12 protein-coding genes are annotated in these 16,516 nt (G+C 70.3%); 2 read left to right on the forward strand and 10 right to left on the reverse strand.

Features of this window, described 5'->3' with window-relative positions:
* Positions 1-90: 90 nt before the first annotated feature.
* Entirely contained in the window at positions 91-2,529 is a 2,439-nt protein-coding gene (locus tag ACFXDE_RS31465; protein WP_380498026.1) for a hypothetical protein, read from the forward strand.
* 175 nt (positions 2,530-2,704) lie between these two features.
* Positions 2,705-4,417, forward strand: coding sequence for an ABC transporter family substrate-binding protein (locus ACFXDE_RS31470; protein WP_380498027.1), 1,713 nt, complete (start codon positions 2,705-2,707; stop codon positions 4,415-4,417).
* Positions 4,418-4,501: 84 nt separating this feature from the next.
* Here the strand turns inward: ACFXDE_RS31470 and ACFXDE_RS31475 are convergent, their stop codons facing one another.
* The 10 genes from ACFXDE_RS31475 to ACFXDE_RS31520 all read right to left on the reverse strand — a co-directional run bounded on the left by ACFXDE_RS31475 (position 4,502) and on the right by ACFXDE_RS31520 (position 16,459).
* Positions 4,502-5,521 (reverse strand): ABC transporter ATP-binding protein, encoded by a 1,020-nt coding sequence (locus tag ACFXDE_RS31475; protein ID WP_380438153.1) that lies wholly within the window; start codon positions 5,519-5,521, stop codon positions 4,502-4,504.
* On the reverse strand, positions 5,514-6,611 hold the full coding sequence (locus tag ACFXDE_RS31480; protein ID WP_380498028.1) for an ABC transporter ATP-binding protein: 1,098 nt from the start codon (positions 6,609-6,611) through the stop codon (positions 5,514-5,516). Before ACFXDE_RS31480 ends, ACFXDE_RS31475 begins: the two co-directional genes overlap by 8 nt.
* Before the next feature lie 15 nt (positions 6,612-6,626).
* Entirely contained in the window at positions 6,627-7,556 is a 930-nt protein-coding gene (locus ACFXDE_RS31485; protein WP_380438152.1) for an ABC transporter permease, read from the reverse strand.
* A complete protein-coding gene (locus ACFXDE_RS31490) occupies positions 7,549-8,493 on the reverse strand; it encodes an ABC transporter permease (protein WP_380438150.1) in 945 nt (314 codons plus the stop codon). Before ACFXDE_RS31490 ends, ACFXDE_RS31485 begins: the two co-directional genes overlap by 8 nt.
* 95 nt (positions 8,494-8,588) lie before the next feature.
* A complete protein-coding gene (locus tag ACFXDE_RS31495; protein WP_380498029.1) occupies positions 8,589-10,211 on the reverse strand; it encodes an ABC transporter substrate-binding protein in 1,623 nt (540 codons plus the stop codon).
* 484 nt (positions 10,212-10,695) lie between these two features.
* Positions 10,696-11,793, reverse strand: coding sequence for an ABC transporter ATP-binding protein (locus ACFXDE_RS31500; RefSeq protein WP_380498030.1), 1,098 nt, complete (start codon positions 11,791-11,793; stop codon positions 10,696-10,698).
* Positions 11,783-12,835 carry an ABC transporter ATP-binding protein gene (locus ACFXDE_RS31505; RefSeq protein WP_380498031.1) on the reverse strand — a complete coding sequence of 351 codons (1,053 nt, stop codon included), beginning with the start codon at positions 12,833-12,835 and terminating at the stop codon, positions 11,783-11,785. The genes ACFXDE_RS31500 and ACFXDE_RS31505 overlap by 11 nt, the downstream gene beginning before the upstream one ends.
* A 16-nt stretch (positions 12,836-12,851) precedes the next feature.
* Positions 12,852-13,766, reverse strand: coding sequence for an ABC transporter permease (locus ACFXDE_RS31510; protein ID WP_380438272.1), 915 nt, complete (start codon positions 13,764-13,766; stop codon positions 12,852-12,854).
* A 76-nt stretch (positions 13,767-13,842) separates the two neighbouring features.
* On the reverse strand, positions 13,843-14,769 hold the full coding sequence (locus ACFXDE_RS31515; RefSeq protein WP_380438143.1) for an ABC transporter permease: 927 nt from the start codon (positions 14,767-14,769) through the stop codon (positions 13,843-13,845).
* A 70-nt stretch (positions 14,770-14,839) separates the two neighbouring features.
* Positions 14,840-16,459, reverse strand: coding sequence for an ABC transporter substrate-binding protein (locus ACFXDE_RS31520; RefSeq protein ID WP_380438141.1), 1,620 nt, complete (start codon positions 16,457-16,459; stop codon positions 14,840-14,842).
* Between the last annotated feature and the right edge of the window lie 57 nt (positions 16,460-16,516).

Genomic DNA, 16,516 nt, shown 5'->3' on the forward strand with positions numbered 1-16,516 from the left:
CCGTACCCGACCGCCGCCCGCCCCAGGCCCGGCGACCACGAACCGCGGTCGCGCCGCACGGCCCGCCCGCGAACCCGGAGCAGAGCAGCATTGAGCAGCCGCGAATCTGACAACGCCCACCCGACGCCCCGGCGCACGGGCCCGGACGCCTACCCGTCGGGCACCCCGCCCTACGGCACACCGGGCCTGCCCGGCGGCGACCGGGCCGGCAACGGTGCCGCCCAGGGCGCGGCGTCGGGCGGCGAGGACGAGGTCCCGAAGACCGAGACCACCCTGACCACCCGGGTCCGGATCAACATCCCCGGCTCGCGCCCGATCCCGCCGGTCGTCGTCCGCAGCGCCGTCAAGAACGAGGAGGGCCCCGGCGACGAGGCCCCGGCGTCCGCCCCCGAGGCGGGCGGCGCGCGCCACCGCTCCGCGCCCTCCTCCCCCGTCCTCGGCGTGATGGAGGGCGGCGGCCGCACGGCGACGCCGCCGAACCTGCCGCCGGAGTGGCAGATCCCGCCGATCCCGCCGGCGACCTCCGAGTCCGAGTCGACCGGCGCGTGGTTCCGGCCGCGGCAGAAGAAGGCCGCGTCGGCGCCCAACGAGGCCGCGCCCGCCCCGGTCCCGGCCGGTGCGCCGGGCGCCGGAGCCGAGCCCCAGGCCCAGCCGCAGGCCAAGGCCCAGGCCCGGCCCAAGCCCCAGCCGAACGGCGCGCGCCCCGAGGGCGCCCCGCAGAACGGCGCCCAGCGCTCCGGCCAGGGCGCCGCCCGGCAGAGCGGCCGTCCGGTCCCCGCCCAGGCGCAGGCCAACGGCGCCGCGCCCGCCCCGGCTCCCGCGCCGTTCGGCGGCCCGGAGGGCCGGGCCGACGAGCCCGGCGTGTACGAGGCCGCGGCGGCCCCGTTCGCCACCGACCCGTTCGCCCCCGTTCCTCCCGCCGCGGCGACCCCCGCCGGTCCGCGCGGCCCGCAGAACGGCCGTCCGCAGAAGCGCGGTCCGCAGGGTGCCGGCGCGCCTGACGGCCGCCCGCAGAACCGCGGCCCGCAGAGCGCCCGGCCCTTCCCGGCCGGCGGCGCGGCCGACCCCGAGGACACCTCCGTCGACGGCTTCGCGCCGATCCGCGAGGACGTTCCGGCGCCGGCCGCCATACCCGGCCTGCCCCAGGACGGCGCCCAGCGCGCCGGCCGGGGTGCCGGCGAGGGCCGCCAGCAGCCGGGCCTGTTCGCCTCCGCGCCCACCGGCGCCGACCCGTTCGCCGCGCAGCGCCCCGGTGCGCCCGCCGGCCAGGACGCGTTCGCCGCCCCCGGCGGCCTGTTCCCCGGCGCCCCCGCCGCGCCGGGCGCACCGGGCGCACCGGGCGGCAAGGCCTCCCCCGCCGACCCGTTCGGCACCGGCCCGTTCGGCACCGATCCGTTCGGCGCCGCCCCGGCCGGCGCGCGGCAGCCCGGCCGCGACCCGGAGGCCACCGCGGTCACCCCACTGCCGGCCCCCCCGCCCGGCCCCCGCCCGGAGGCCGGCGGCCCGGCCCCCGCCGCCGCGGAGCCCGCGAAGGCCGCGCCCGCCAAGGCGCAGGGCAAGGCCAAGAAGAAGGGCGGCGCCGGCAAGAAGATCGTCAAGCTCGGCGTCTACGGCATCGGCGGCGTCCTGTTCCTCGGCGCCGCCGCGTACGGCACCGGCCTGATGCTGAACCAGTCGGACATCCCCAAGGGCACCGTGGTGCTCGGCACCGACATCGGCGGCAACAACCGCGACCAGGCCATCCACCAGCTCGACGAGACGGTGGGCAAGGCCGGCCAGCAGCCGCTCAAGCTGAAGATCGGCGACCAGAGCGTCGACCTGGACCCGACCGTCGCCGGACTCGGCTTCGACACCACGGCCACCGTCGACGGCCTCACCCAGCACAGCTACAGCCCGGTCGACGTCATCAAGTCGCTGCAGGGCGGCACGAAGAACGTCGCGCCGGAGGTCAAGGTCGACCGGGCCAAGCTCAAGGCCGCGCTCGACGGCCTGGCCGCCGGGGCGGGCCAGGGCCTGCAGGAGGGCTACGTCAAGTTCGGCGACACCGGCGACCCGGTCGTCGTGCCCGGCAAGGCCGGTCAGGCGCTGGACTCCGCGAGCGCCGTCGCCGTGGTCGAGCAGGCCTACCGCGACCGCGCCGCCGGCAAGCCCGACCAGCCGATCGCGCTGAACGTCACGGCCGCCCAGCCGAAGGTCTCCGCCCAGGCCCTGCAGGCCGCCGCGGACGGCCTCGGCAAGTCCGCGGTCAGCGGCCCGATCCACATCACGGCCGGCGCCAAGACGTTTAACTTCGGCAAGCTGACCGCCGCCAAGGCGCTGACCCTCGTGCCGGACGCCTCGGGCAAGCTGACGCCCAAGTGGGACCTGGACGCGCTCAACGCCCAGCTCGGCAACGTCTTCGACAAGGTCAAGATCAAGAAGAACGGCCAGTCCGCGGCGATCACCGCGCAGGACGTCGCCGACGCGCTCACCCCGCTGCTCGACAAGAGCGGCGACAAGGACCGCACCTTCAAGTTCACCGTCGCCTGAGCGACCGCGCCCGACCGCCGACGGGCGGGTCCGCCGCCTTCCCCGTGAAGGAACGGGCCCGCCCCTCGGCCGTCCCCGTCGGCCGGCCCCCCGGCCCTCCCCCTCGACAACTCCCGTCCCGCTCGCCAAGATGTGACGCCACACCATCCGCCACACCTGCCTCGGGAGCATGCCAATGGGCCGCCTCCACCACCGGACGGCCCTGCTCGCCGGCCTCACCGCGCTCACGCTCTCGCTGACGCTCTGTTCGTGTGCGTCCCAGCCGGACGGCTCGCCCGGCGACGCGATGGCGTCCGTCCCGAAGTCGCCCAAGTCCACCGCGACGGACATCAATCCGCGCGACCGCGCCCAGCTGCGCCAGGGCGGCACGCTGAACCTCGCGATCACCCAGTTCTCCCACCAGTGGTCGCCGATCCACGCCGACGGCACCGAGTCCTCGACGGGCAGCGTCACCAAGGCGCTGCTGCCCACCTTCTTCCGCTCCGACGCGGCCGGCACCCAGACCCCCAACCCGGCCTACCTCCAGGACGCCCACGCCGAGCTCAGGGACGGCCACCAGGTGGTCGTCTGGACGCTCAACCCGCAGGCCCACTGGTCCGACGGCACCCCGATCACCTGGCGCGACATCGAGGCCGACTGGCACGCGATGAACGGCAAGGACCCGGCGTACAAGTCCTCCAGCAGCACCGGCTTCGAGCTGGTCTCCTCGGTGGTGCCCGGCAAGGACGACTTCCAGGCCGTGATGACCTTCGACCAGCCCTTCTCCGAGTGGCAGTCGATGTTCAACGGCGCCGCCAACGCCCCGCTGCTGCCGGCGAGCAGGGTGAGCGGCCCCGACCTGTTCAACACCGCCTACCTGGACGCCATCCCGGTCACCGCGGGCCCGTTCAAGGTCGAGAAGCTGGACCCGGCGGCCCAGACCGTCACCCTGGTCGCCGACCCGGCCTGGTGGGGCGACAAGCCGCTGCTGGACCGCATCGTCTTCCACGCCATGACGCCGGCGACGATGGCCGCCGCCTTCGGCCGCGGCGACATCGACCTCTTCAACAACGGCCCGGACGTGGCCGGGTACGAGGCCATCAAGCGCACCAAGGGCGCCGTCGTCCGGCGGGCCGGCGGGCCGGACTTCCGCCAGCTCACCCTCAACGGCCGCAGCCCGCTGCTCACCGACGCGACCGTGCGCCAGGCCGTGTTCCAGGCGATCGACCGGGACGCGATCGCCCGCGAGGACCTCAAGGGCCTGGACTGGCCGCCGGCCACGCTCAACAACCACCTGCTGGTCGCCAACCAGAACGCCTACCGCGACAACTCGCTCGGCCTCAGCCGCTACGACCCCGCCGAGGCCCGCCGCAAGCTCGACGCGGCCGGCTGGAAGCTCGACGGCGACGTCCGCCACAAGGACGGCCGCGAGCTGAACCTGCGGTTGGTCGTCCCGGCCGGCGTCGCCACCGCCCAGAGCGAGGCCGCGAGCCTCACCGGAATGCTCAAGGGCGTCGGTGTGAAGGTCACCACCGTCCAGGCCGGCCCGAACGAGTTCTTCGACAAGTACGTCAACCGCCAGGACTTCGACCTCGCCGTGTACGCGCTGCTCGGCACGCCCTTCCCCGCCAGCGGCAGCCGCGCCAGCTTCGTCCAGAACAGCGGCAACAACCACGCCGGCACCGGCAGCGCCGCCGTCGACGCCGCCCTCGACCGGGCCGCCGCCGCGCCGGACACCGCCACCGCCTCCGAGGCCATCAACCAGGCCGACGCCGAGCTGTGGAAGGTGGCCGGGATGCTCCCGCTCTACCAGCGGCCGCAGCTGTACGGCGCCCGCGCCAACCTCGCCAACATCGGCGCGCAGGGCCTGTCCGACATCGTCTGGGAGAACGTCGGCTTCGAGAAGTGACCGCCCCCGGGGGCCGACGGCGCCCGGCACCACGCGGCCGGGCCGCGGAGTCGGCGGACTCCGCGACCCGGCCGGGGAACGGGCTCAGGCGCTCCCGATCACGTCCCGCACCTCGGCGAAGTGGCAGGCCGACTCGTGCGCGGCCGGGCCCTCCAGCAGCGCGGGCACCGCGAGCAGCGGCACCTCCTCGGAGCACCGCTGCTGCGCCTTCCAGCAGCGGGTGCGGAAGCGACAGCCGGACGGCGGGTTCGCCGGCGACGGCAGGTCGCCGCTGAGCAGGATGCGCTCGCGCTGCTCGCGGCCGGTCGGGTCGGGCACCGGCACGGCCGACAGCAGGGCCTGGGTGTACGGGTGGGTCGGATGGGCGTAGATCTCGTCCTCCGAGCCGATCTCGACCATCTTGCCGAGGTACATCACGCCGACGCGGTCGGAGATGTGCCGGACGATCGAGAGGTCGTGCGCGATGAACATGTACGACAGGCCGAATTCGGTCTGCAGCTGCTCCAGCAGGTTGATCACCTGCGCCTGGACGGACACGTCGAGCGCCGACACCGGCTCGTCACAGATGATGATCTCCGGCTTGAGCGCCAACCCCCGGGCGATGCCGATGCGTTGACGCTGGCCGCCGGAGAACTGGTGCGGATACCGGTTGATGTACTCCGGGTTGAGCCCGACGACGTCCAGCAGATCCTGGACGGCCTTGCGGCGGTCGCCCTTCGGCGCCACCTCCGGGTGGATCTCGAACGGCTCGCCGATGATGTCCCCGACCGTCATGCGCGGGTTCAGCGAGGTGTACGGGTCCTGGAACACCATCTGGATGTTCCGCCGCACGGCCTTCAGCGCCGACCCCGACAGCCGGGTGATGTCCTGGCCCTTGTAGCGCACCTGGCCCGCGGTCGCCCGCTCCAGGCTCATCAGCACCTTGGCCAGCGTGGACTTCCCGCAGCCGGACTCGCCGACGATGCCCAGCGTCTCCCCGGTGACCAGGTCGAAGGAGATGCCGTCCACCGCCTTCACCGCGCCGACCTGCCGCTTGAAGAGGATCCCCTGCGTCAGCGGGTAGTGCTTGACCAGGTCCCGGACCTCCAGGATCGGCTCAGCCACGGAGGGTCTCCTTCCAGAAGTGGCAGGCGCTGTGCCGGCCCGGCAGGTCCCTGCCCTCCGCGTCCAGCACCGGGACGAGCGGCGGAAGTTCGGACCGGCAGCGGTCCTGCGCCCGGTCGCAGCGCGGGTTGAACGCGCAGCCGGCCGGAATGTGCAGGAGGTTCGGCGGCAGGCCCTGGATGGCGTACAGGTTCTGCCCCTTCTGGTCCAGCCGGGGAATCGAGTTGAGCAGGCCCCGGGTGTACGGGTGGGCCGGGCGCGCGTACAGCTCGTGCACGGGCGCCGTCTCGACGATCCGTCCCGCGTACATCACCGCGATCTTGTCCGCGACGTCGGCCACCACGCCGAGGTCGTGGGTGATCAGGATCAGCCCCATGTGGAACTCGGACTGCAGCTCGGCCAGCAGGTCCATCACCTGGGCCTGGACGGTCACGTCCAGGGCAGTGGTGGGCTCGTCCGCGATGATCAGGTCGGGCTCCATCGAGAGCGCCATCGCGATCATGATGCGCTGGCGCATGCCGCCGGAGAACTGGTGCGGGAAGTCGTCCACCCGCTGCGCCGCCGCCGGGATGCGCACCCGCTCCATCAGCTCGACCGAGCGGTCCTTCGCCTCCTTGCGCGAGGCGCCCTGGTGCACCCGGAACATCTCGCCGAGCTGGTAGCCCACGCTGAGGACCGGGTTGAGCGAGGACAGCGCGTCCTGGAAGATCATCGCGATCTTCCGGCCGCGCACCGCGCGCCGGGCCTTGGGGCTCATCGTCAGCAGGTCCTGGCCCCGGAACAGCACCTTGCCGGCCGTGATCCGCCCCGGCGGCATGTCCAGGATGCCCATGATCGCCTGCGCCGTCACCGACTTGCCCGAACCGGACTCGCCGAGCACCGCCAGCGTCTCCCCGGCCGACACCGAGTAGCTGACGCCGTTGACGGCCTTGGCGATGCCGTCCCGGGTGACGAACTCGACGTGGAGGTCGTCGACTTCGAGCAGTGGCGTGCCGGGCACCAGGTTCTCCCGGCGCGGGGCGGTCACCTCGATCGCGCTCAGGCGCGCCCCGCCGTCCCTCGTGCCGGACGGCTTCGTCGTGTCAGTCATGGTCCGCGGCCCTCCTCAGCGCAGCTTGGGGTCGAGGGCGTCGCGCACCGCGTCGCCGAGCATGATGAACGCCAGCACGGTGATGCTCAGCACGGCGGCCGGGAAGAGCAGTACGTGCGGGGCGTTCAGGAAGCGGGACTGGGCGTCGCTGATCATCAGGCCCCAGGAGATCGCCGGGGACTGGATGCCGATGCCCAGGTAGGACAGCGCGGCCTCGGCGCCGATGAACACGCCGAGGTTGATGGTCGAGACGACGATCACCGGCGCCACCGCGTTCGGCAGGATGTGCCGGGTGACGATCCGCCCGGTGCCGGCCCCGAGCGCCCGCGCGGCGACCACGTAGTCGTTGTGCTTGTTGGAGATCACCGCCGAGCGCATCAGCCGGTAGATCTGCGGCCAGCCGAGCACCGCCATCACCGCCGAGACCGTCCAGGCGTTGCCCTTCTGCCAGGTCGACATGATGAGCATGCCGCCGAGCAGCAGCGGGATCGCGAAGAAGATCTCGGTGATGCGCGACAGGAGGCTGTCCCAGAACCCGGCCATCCAGCCGGCCAGCAGCCCGAGCGTGCCGCCGACCAGGACCACCAGCGACGTGGTCAGGATGCCGACGATGATCGAGTTGCGGGCACCCCAGATCGTCCGGGTGTAGACGTCGCAGCCCTGGACGTCGAAGCCGAACCAGTGGTCCGCGGAGGGGCGTTGCAGCGAGGACGAGAGTTCGCAGAAGCCGGCCGAGTTCGGGTCCTTGTCGGTGAACAGCTGCGGGGCGACGGCCATCACCACCATGAGCAGCACCAGCAGCCCGCCGATGATGAAGAGCGGGTTGCGCCGCAGGTCGTACCAGGCGTCCGTCCAGAGGCTGCCCACCCGCTCCTTGTCGCCCTTGGCGGCCGCCGCCGCGGTCACCGGGGCCGTCGTGTCCAGCGCGTTCGTCGGCTCACTCATAGCGGATCCTCGGGTCAAGAACGGCGTAGAGCAGGTCGACCACCAGGTTGGTGAGGAGGTACACCATGACGAGGGCGCTCACGACGCCCACCACGATGGTGCGTTCGCGCAGGTACACGGACTGGAACAGCTGGTGCCCGATCCCGGGGATGTTGAAGATGCCCTCGGTGATCACCGCGCCGCCCATCAGCGACCCCAGGTCCATGCCGAGGTAGGTGACGATCGGGATCAGCGCGTTGCGCAGCCCGTGCCGCACCACGACGCGCAGCGGGCTCAGGCCCTTGGCCACCGCCGTGCGCACGTAGTCGGCCCGCATCACCTCGGTCAGGCTGGTCCGGGTGAGCCGGGCGATGTAGGCGAGCGAGGTGGACGCGAGCACGAAGGCCGGCAGGAGGTACGCGCGGAAGCCGTCGTCCTCGTTGAACGAGACCGGGAAGAAGTCGATGCCGTAGTCGTTGTGGAGCTTCACCCCGAGGAGCAGCTGGAGCACGAAGCCGATCACGAAGGTCGGGATCGAGATGACCATCAGGGTCGAGATCAGCACCAGGTTGTCGATGAACCGGCCGCGCCGCAGGGCGGCGACCACGCCGGCGGTCACGCCCACCGCCATCTCGATGACCAGCGCGGTCCCGGCCAGGTTGATGGTGTACGGGAAGGCCCGCGTCATCACGTCGACGACGGCGTGGCCGCGGTAGTCCTCGCCGAAGTCGCCCTGGAACAGGCCGACCAGGTAGTGCCAGTACTGGAGGAAGAACGGATCGTCCAGGTGGTACCGGTCGTGCAGCATCGCGACGACCGTCGGGTCCGCGCGTTTCTCACCGGCCAGCGCTTGGATGGGGTCACCGGGCAGCAGGAAGACCAGTGCGTAGATCAGGAACGTCGCGCCGAGGATCACAGGTACGGCCTGGATGACCCGACGGACCACATAGCGGCCCATGTGGCGGCCTCCTCGTGGTTGGGGCGCGTCACCGGCGGGCGGCACGGGGGTTTCCCGCGCCGCCCTGCGGGACGCACCGGTCAGCGGGAGTCGGGTCAGGCGAGTTCGACGGAGGTCAGGTCGATGCGGTTCTGGGCGTCGATGATGACGTTCTTGACGGTCTTGGTGTACGCCCCGGAGCTCATGTAGGTGTACACCGGGATGTACGGCAGCTCCTTGAGCAGGATGTCGTCGGCCTGCTGGTACAGCTTCAGGCCCTCGTCCTCGGTCTTCGCCTGGTCGGCCTTGGCGAGCAGCGCCTCGAAGTCCTCGTTGACGTAGCCGCCGTAGTTGGAGCCGTTGTCGATGGCGATCTTCGAGAAGATCGGGCGCAGGTAGTCCTCGATCGACGGGTAGTCCATCGACCAGGCCATGCGGAAGGCGCCGGAGTACTGCTTGGCCCCCAGCGCGTCGAGGATCTTGCCGAACTTCTCGAACGGCTTGAAGGTGACGTCGATCCCGAGGTTGTTCTTCAGCTGGTTGCCGACGGCCTCGATCCACTCCTTGTGGCCGCCGTCCGCGTTGTAGCCGATCTCCAGCTTGTTTTCGGGCAGGCCGCCGGACTGGGTGTAGAGCGCCTTCGCCTTCGCCGGGTCGTACTTGCAGGCGTCGCCGCACGCGCCCTGGCGGTAACCCGGGATGATCGGGTTGACGAAGTCGTCGGCCGGCTTGCGGGTGCCGGAGAAGATCGTCTTGGTGATGGCCTCGCGGTCGATCGCCATCGAGATCGCCTTGCGCAGGTCGGGACTCGCGAACGCCTTGTTGGTCGCGATCGGGAACCCGATGTAGCCGACGCCGGATTCCGGCTGGTAGATGTAGCGGTCACCGAACTCCTGGGCCACCGTCGCCATCGCCGAGATCGGCAGCTTGTTGGTGATCTGGATGTTGTCCGCGCGGAGGTCGTTGTACGCGGTTTCCAGCTTGTCGTAAATCTTGAAGGTGACCGAATCGAGCTTGGCCTTTTTGCCCGGGTAGTTGTCGTAGCGCTTGACCTTGATCTGCTGGTTGTGCTGCCACGGGCCGTCCATCTGGAACGGGCCGTTGCCGATCGGGTTGTCGCCGAAGGCCTTCGGGTCGTTGAAGAACGCCTTCGGGAGCGGGTAGAAGGCGTTGTACCCGAGCATGGTCTTGAACTGCGAGAACGGCGCCTTGAGGGTGACGGTGAAGGTCTTGTCGTCCACGACCTTGAGGCCCTTGAGCGCCGTGGCCGTGGGCTTCTTGTCCTTGCCGGGCGCGAGCTCGTCGGAGCCGAGGACCTTGTCGAAGAACGGCAGGGCCTGCGCGGCGTTGTCCTGGTCGGCGCCCCAGTTCCAGGCGTCGACGAAGGACTGCGCGGTCACCTTCTCGCCGTTGTGGAAGGTGTAGCCGTCCTTGAGCTTGATCGTCCAGACGGTGGAGTCCGGCGAGTCGATCGACTCGGCCATGGCGAGCTTGGGCGTGCTGGTCTTGGGGTCGTAGTCGACCAGCCCGGTGAAGAGCGCGTACTCGACCTGGGTGCCCTCGGACTCCGCGGTGTTCTGCGGGACCAGGCCGTTCTGCGGCTCACCCAGCTGGACGCTGATCGACCCGCCGGTCTTGCCGGCCGGGGGCTTCTTGTCGCTGCCCGTGGTGCACGCGGAGATCGCGAGCGCCGTGCAGGCCGCCAGGGCGGTCAGGCGCATCGTCTTGGTGAGCCTCATTCAACTGCTCCTCGTTTTGGGGGCTTGCGAACGAACGGCGGCCCCGCCACTCGGTGTGCCGGGCGTGACGGAGGCCGACATCTCAGGGCCGATCCGCACAGTTGGCGAGGTGACCACTGATACGCGCAAAGCAACTATCGATCAACCGACCGGCTTTCGGAATCCGCGTCACATCTCTTTTCAATTACGCGCCGGACCCGGCCCGGACAATGCTCGCCAAATTCCCGCATATCGCATACGGGATCACCCGCTCCGATCTCCGGAAGGCGGACGATGATCTCCGGTATTCGCGCGTTTACGAGGAGTAATCGATCTTTTTCCGGCGTTTGCGCAGCACAGCGCAGGGCGCGCCCTCGAATCGAGGACGCGCCCTTGGTGTGCGCCGCCTGCCGCGACGTCGACCGAATTGTTACCCGGCCGCGGCGGCCCCCCTCCCGTTGTCCCGCTCCGCCGCGCTCTACCTGATCTCGCGCTCCGCCGCGCTCTACCCGATCTCGCGCTCCGCCGCGAAGTGACACGCCGACTCGTGCCGGGCCGCCCCGTCCAGCCACGACGGCGCCGCGAGCAGCGGGACCTCCACCGCGCACCGCTCCTGCGCCTTCCAGCAGCGCGTGCGGAAGCGGCAGCCCGACGGCGGGTTCGCCGGCGAGGGGACGTCCCCGGTCAGCACGATCCGGTCCCGCGACTCCCGCGCGGTCGGGTCGGGCACCGGCACGGCCGACAGCAGGGCCTGCGTGTACGGGTGGGTGGCGTGGTCGTAGATCTCCTCGTCGGAGCCGATCTCGACCATCTTGCCGAGGTACATCACGCCGACGCGGTCGGAGATGTGCCGGACGATCGAGAGGTCGTGCGCGATGAACATGTACGAGAGGTTGAACTCGCCCTGGAGCTTCTCCAGCAGGTTGATCACCTGCGCCTGGACGGACACGTCGAGCGCCGACACCGGCTCGTCACAGATGATGATCTCCGGCTTGAGCGCCAACCCCCGGGCGATACCGATGCGTTGACGCTGGCCGCCGGAGAACTGGTGCGGATACCGGTTGATGTACTCCGGGTTGAGCCCGACGACGTCCAGCAGATCCTGGACGGCCTTGCGGCGGTCGCCCTTCGGCGCCACCTCCGGGTGGATCTCGAACGGCTCGCCGATGATGTCCCCGACCGTCATGCGCGGGTTCAGCGAGGTGTACGGGTCCTGGAACACCATCTGGATGTTCCGCCGCACGGCCTTCAGCGCCGACCCCGACAGCCGGGAGATCTCCTCGCCCTTGTACCGGACGGATCCCCCGGTGGCCGGCTCCAGGCTCATCAGCACCTTCGCCAGCGTGGACTTCCCGCAGCCCGACTCGCCCACGATGCCCAGCGTCTCCCCCTGCATCAGGTCGAAGGAGACCCCGTCCACCGCCTTCACCGCGCCGACCTGCTTCTTGAGCAGCACCCCCTTCGTCAGCGGGAAGTGCTTGACCAGGTCGCGGACTTCGAGGATCGGCTCGCCGCGCGCCACGTTCTGGTCGAACACGAGCTCCTCCGGCGTGGTCGCCGCCGCCGTGGTCGCCCCCAGCGCACTCGCCCCGTTACCGGCCATGGAGGGTCTCCTTCCAGAAGAAGCACGCGCTGCCCCGCCCGGCCAGCGCGGTGCCGTCCTCCTCGGTCACGGGGTACAGCTCCGGTACCTCGGCCCGGCAGACGTCCTGCGCCCGCGGGCAGCGCGGGTTGAACGCGCAGCCCTTCGGGATCCGCAGCAGGTTGGGCGGCAGCCCCTTGATGGCGTAGAGCTCCTGGCCCTTCTGGTCCAGTCGCGGGATCGAGTCCAGCAGGCCCCGGGTGTACGGGTGGGCCGGGCGCGCGTACAGCTCGTGCACGGGCGCCGTCTCGACGATCCGCCCCGCGTACATCACCGCGATCTTGTCCGCGACGTCGGCCACCACGCCGAGGTCGTGGGTGATCAGGATCAGGCCCATCTGGAACTCCGCCTGGAGCTCCGCCAGCAGGTCCATCACCTGGGCCTGCACCGTCACGTCCAGCGCCGTCGTGGGCTCGTCGGCGATGATCAGGTCCGGTTCGAGGGCCAGCGCCATCGCGATCATGATGCGCTGGCGCATGCCGCCGGAGAACTGGTGCGGGTAGTCGTTCACCCGCTGCGCCGCCGCCGGGATGCGTACCCGGTCCATCAGCTCGACGGCCTTGTCCTTGGCCTCCTTGCGGGACGTCCCCTGGTGCGCCCGGAACATCTCGCCGAGCTGGAAGCCCACGCTGAGCACCGGATTGAGCGAGGACAGCGCGTCCTGGAAGATCATCGCGATCTTCCGGCCGCGGATGCGCCGCCGCTCCTCCCGGCCCATCTTCAGCATGTCCTGGCCGCGGAAGCGGATCTCGCCGCGCGGGATGCGGGCCGGCGGCATGTCCAGGATGCCCATGATCGCCTGCGCCGTCACCGACTTGCCCGACCCGGACTCGCCGAGCACCGCCAGCGTCTCCCCCGCCCGGACGCTGTAGTTGACCCCGTTGACCGCCCGGGCCACGCCGTCCCGGGTGACGAACTCGACGTGCAGGTCGCGCACGTCGAGCAGCGGTCCCTCGTACGGCGCGTCCCGCCCGGGTCCGGTGGTGTCCACAGCTGTAGTCACGATGCGTTCCCCTCGCTCAGCGAAGCTTCGGGTCGAGGGCGTCGCGCACCGCGTCGCCCAGCATGATGAAGGCCAGCACGGTGACGGAGAGCGCCGCGGCCGGGAAGAACAGGACGTACGGCGCCGTCCGGATCACCTTCTGGGCGGAGGAGATGTCGATGCCCCAGGAGATGGTCGGGTCCTGCAGGCCGATGCCGAGGAAGCTCAGCGTCGCCTCGGTCGCGATGTAGCCGCCGAGCGCGATGGTCGCGACGACGATCACCGGCGCGATCGCGTTCGGCAGGATGTGCCGGAACATCAGCCGCCCCGTCCCGGCCCCGAGTGCCCGTCCGGCCACCACGTAGTCGGCCTGTTTGACGGTCAGCACGGCGCCGCGCATGACGCGGGCGATCTGGGTCCAGCCGAGGAAGCCGAGGGCGATGACCACGCTCCACACCGTGCGGGTGGCGAACGCGTTCAGCAGCACCAGCGAGCCGAGCAGCAGCGGGATCCCGAAGAAGATGTCGACGATCCGGGAGATCACCGCGTCCACGCCGCCGCCGAAGTACCCGGCGACCATGCCGGCCAGGCCGCCGAGCACGGTGACCGCCGCGGTGACGCAGATGCCGACGGTGATCGAGGCGCGGGCGCCGTACACGACGCGGGCGAAGATCGACCGGCCCTGTCCGTCGTAGCCGAACCAGCCGGCCCCGAACACGTCCGACCAGTCCGGCCGGCGCAGGTAGTTGTGCACCAGGTCGGCCTTGCGCGGGTCGGCGTCGGTGAACGCCCACGGGAAGATCGCCATGACGACCAGCAGCAGGATCAGCACCGCCGAGATCAGGAAGATCGGGCGCCGCCGCAGGTCCCGCCAGGCGTCGCCCCAGAGGCTGCGGGCCTCCTCGCGCTTGACCGGGTCGGCCTCGACCAGGGTGTCCTGCTCGACGGCCATGCCCTGCTCGCCCGCGTAGTCCAGGCGCGAGACGCCGGGCTTGGGGTGCGGTTCGAAGGACTCTTCGTCATGGATGTCAGGCATAGCGGATCCTCGGGTCCAGGACCGCGTAGAGCAGGTCGACGAGGAGGCTGGCGACCAGGTAGACGATCACCAGGACGGTCACGATGCCGACCACCGTCGGCCCCTCCTTCTGGTTGATCGCCCGGTACAGGACGTTGCCGATGCCCTGCACGTTGAAGATGCCCTCGGTCACGATCGCGCCGCCCATCAGGGCGCCCAGGTCGGTGCCGAGGAACGTGACCACCGGGATCAGCGAGTTGCGCAGCAGGTGGCGGGAGATGATGGTCCGCCGGGGCAGGCCCTTGGCGACCGCGGTGCGCATGTAGTCGGCCCGCAGGTTCTCGCCGATGGAGGTGCGGGTGAGCCGGGCGACGTACGCGAGCGAGAGCGAGCCGAGCACCATCGCCGGCAGGAGCAGCTGGGACAGGTCGTAGCTGTCCTGCACCGTCGGGGTGACCCAGCCCAGGTTGGTGGCGAACACCGTCTGCGCGATGTACGCGAGCACGAAGACCGGGATGGAGATCACCAGCAGGGTGAGGATCAGCACCAGGGTGTCCTGGAGGCTGCCGCGCTTGAGGCCGGAGACGAGCCCGAGGCACAGGCCGAGGACCATCTCGAACACGAAGGCCAGCAGCGCGAGCCGGATGGTGACCGGGAAGGCGTCCGCCATGATGTCGGTGACCGGACGGCCGGTGAAGCTGGTCCCGAAGTCCCCCTGGAAGAGGTTGCCCATGTAGTGCAGGTACTGCTTCCAGACCGGCTGGTCGAGGTAGTACTTGTGCTTGATGCTGGCCACCACGGCCGGATCGGCGGCCTTCTCGCCGAACAGCGCCGCCACCGGGTCGCCCGGCAGCGTGTAGACCATCAGGAAGATCAGCAGCGTGGTGCCGAGGAACACCGGGATCATCTGCAGCACCCGACGCAGCACGTAACTGCCCATCCGAGCCTCCTTCCGAGGTGGCCGGGCCCCGCCCTCCGTGCGGTGAGGGCGGGGCCGGCGGGAGAGGGGATCAGCCCTTGACCTCGACCTGGGTCCAGGCCGGGTTGCCGAAGGAGTCGAACTTCACGTTCTGCACCTTGGTCGAGTAGCCCGAGTTGGTGCGGTAGTACCAGAGCGGGATGGCCGGCATGTCGCCGGGCAGCACGGCCTCGGCCTGCTGGTAGCCGGTGACCGTGTCGGCGACGCTGGCGGCCTCGTCGGCCTGCTTGGCGGCCTGGTCGAACTGCGGGCTGCTGTACCCCGTGTCGTTGGACGCGGCGCCGGTGCGGTACACGTCCGCGAGGAAGTTGGCGTTCAGCGGGTAGTCCTGCACCCAGCCCGTCCGGAACATGCCGTTGACCTGGTGTCCGGTGATCGCCGCGCGCGCGGTCTTGAAGTCGGGCTTCGGGTCGCCGGTGCAGTCCACCCCGGTGCTCTGCCGGATCGAGTTGCACACCGCGTCGACCCACTCCTTGTGGCCGCCGTCCGCGTTGTACAGGATGGTCAGCTTGTTGCCGGGGACGCCGCCGCCCTCGGTGATCAGCGTCTTCGCCTTGGCCGGGTCGAACTTGCAGAAGTCGCCGCAGGCGCCTTCCTTGTAGCCCTCGACGCCTTCGGCCACCCAGGCGCTGGCGGCCTTGCGGGAGCCCTGGAGCACGGTCTTGGTGATGGTGTCGCGGTCGATCGCCATCGAGATGCCCTGGCGCACCTTGGCCTTGTCGGGCGCGGACCAGTCGGCCTGGTAGAGCGTGAACCCGACGTTCTGGATGGCGCCCTGGGGGGAGTCGATCGCCCGGTCGCCGAGGTCGCTCTTGTAGGTGGCCAGCGCGGACGGCGGCACCTGGTCCATCACGTCGAGGTTGCTGGACTGGAGGTCGGCGTAGGCGGCCTCGGACGTGTTGTACATCTTGAAGACGACGCCGCCGTTCTTCGGCTTGTCCACGCCCTGGTAGTCCGGGAAGGCCTTGGTGACCACCTGCTGGTTGTGGGACCAGCTGACGAACTGGTACGGCCCGTTGCCGACGGGCTTCTGCCCGTACCCGGCCGGGTCCTTGAAGAAGCCGTCCGGCAGCGGCGAGAAGGCGATGTAGCCGAGCTTGTACTCGAAGTACGAGACCTTGTTGCTCAGCTTGACCGTGAAGTGCAGGTCGTCGGTGACGCTCAGGCCGGACATCTTGTCCGTGGTCGGCTGGCCGGTGGCCGGGTGGACGTCCTTGTAGCCCTCGATGTCGGAGAACCAGGAGCTGTTGATCTGGTTGTTGGTGGTGGCCGCGCCCCAGTTCCAGGCGTCGACGAAGTTCTTGGCGTGCACCGGGGTGCCGTCGTGGAACTTCCACCCGTCCTTCAGCGTGACGGTGTAGGTCTGCGAGTCGCTGGTGTCGATCTTGTCGGCGACCTGCATGCGGATCTTCGCGGTGCCGGGGTCGTAGTCCACGAGCCCCTTGAACAGGTTCTGGATGATGCGACCGCCGCCGGTCTCGTTCGCGTTGGCGGGCTGGAGCGGGTTCTGCGGCTCACTGCTCTGGTAGCTGAAGGTCTTGCTGGTGTCCGACGAACTGCTGCCGCCCCCGCTGCTGCTGCACCCGGTGGCCACCAGGGCCACGGACGTCGCAGCGGCGAGGACCCAACGAGCACGGGCGGCTACGGGCATGGAGGTCCCTCCTCAGGGTGTGTGTCGCATCACACCCCATGAGAAGCGCGCCCCGGC

This window comes from Kitasatospora sp. NPDC059408, assembly GCF_042751525.1.
GTDB lineage: Bacteria > Actinomycetota > Actinomycetes > Streptomycetales > Streptomycetaceae > Kitasatospora.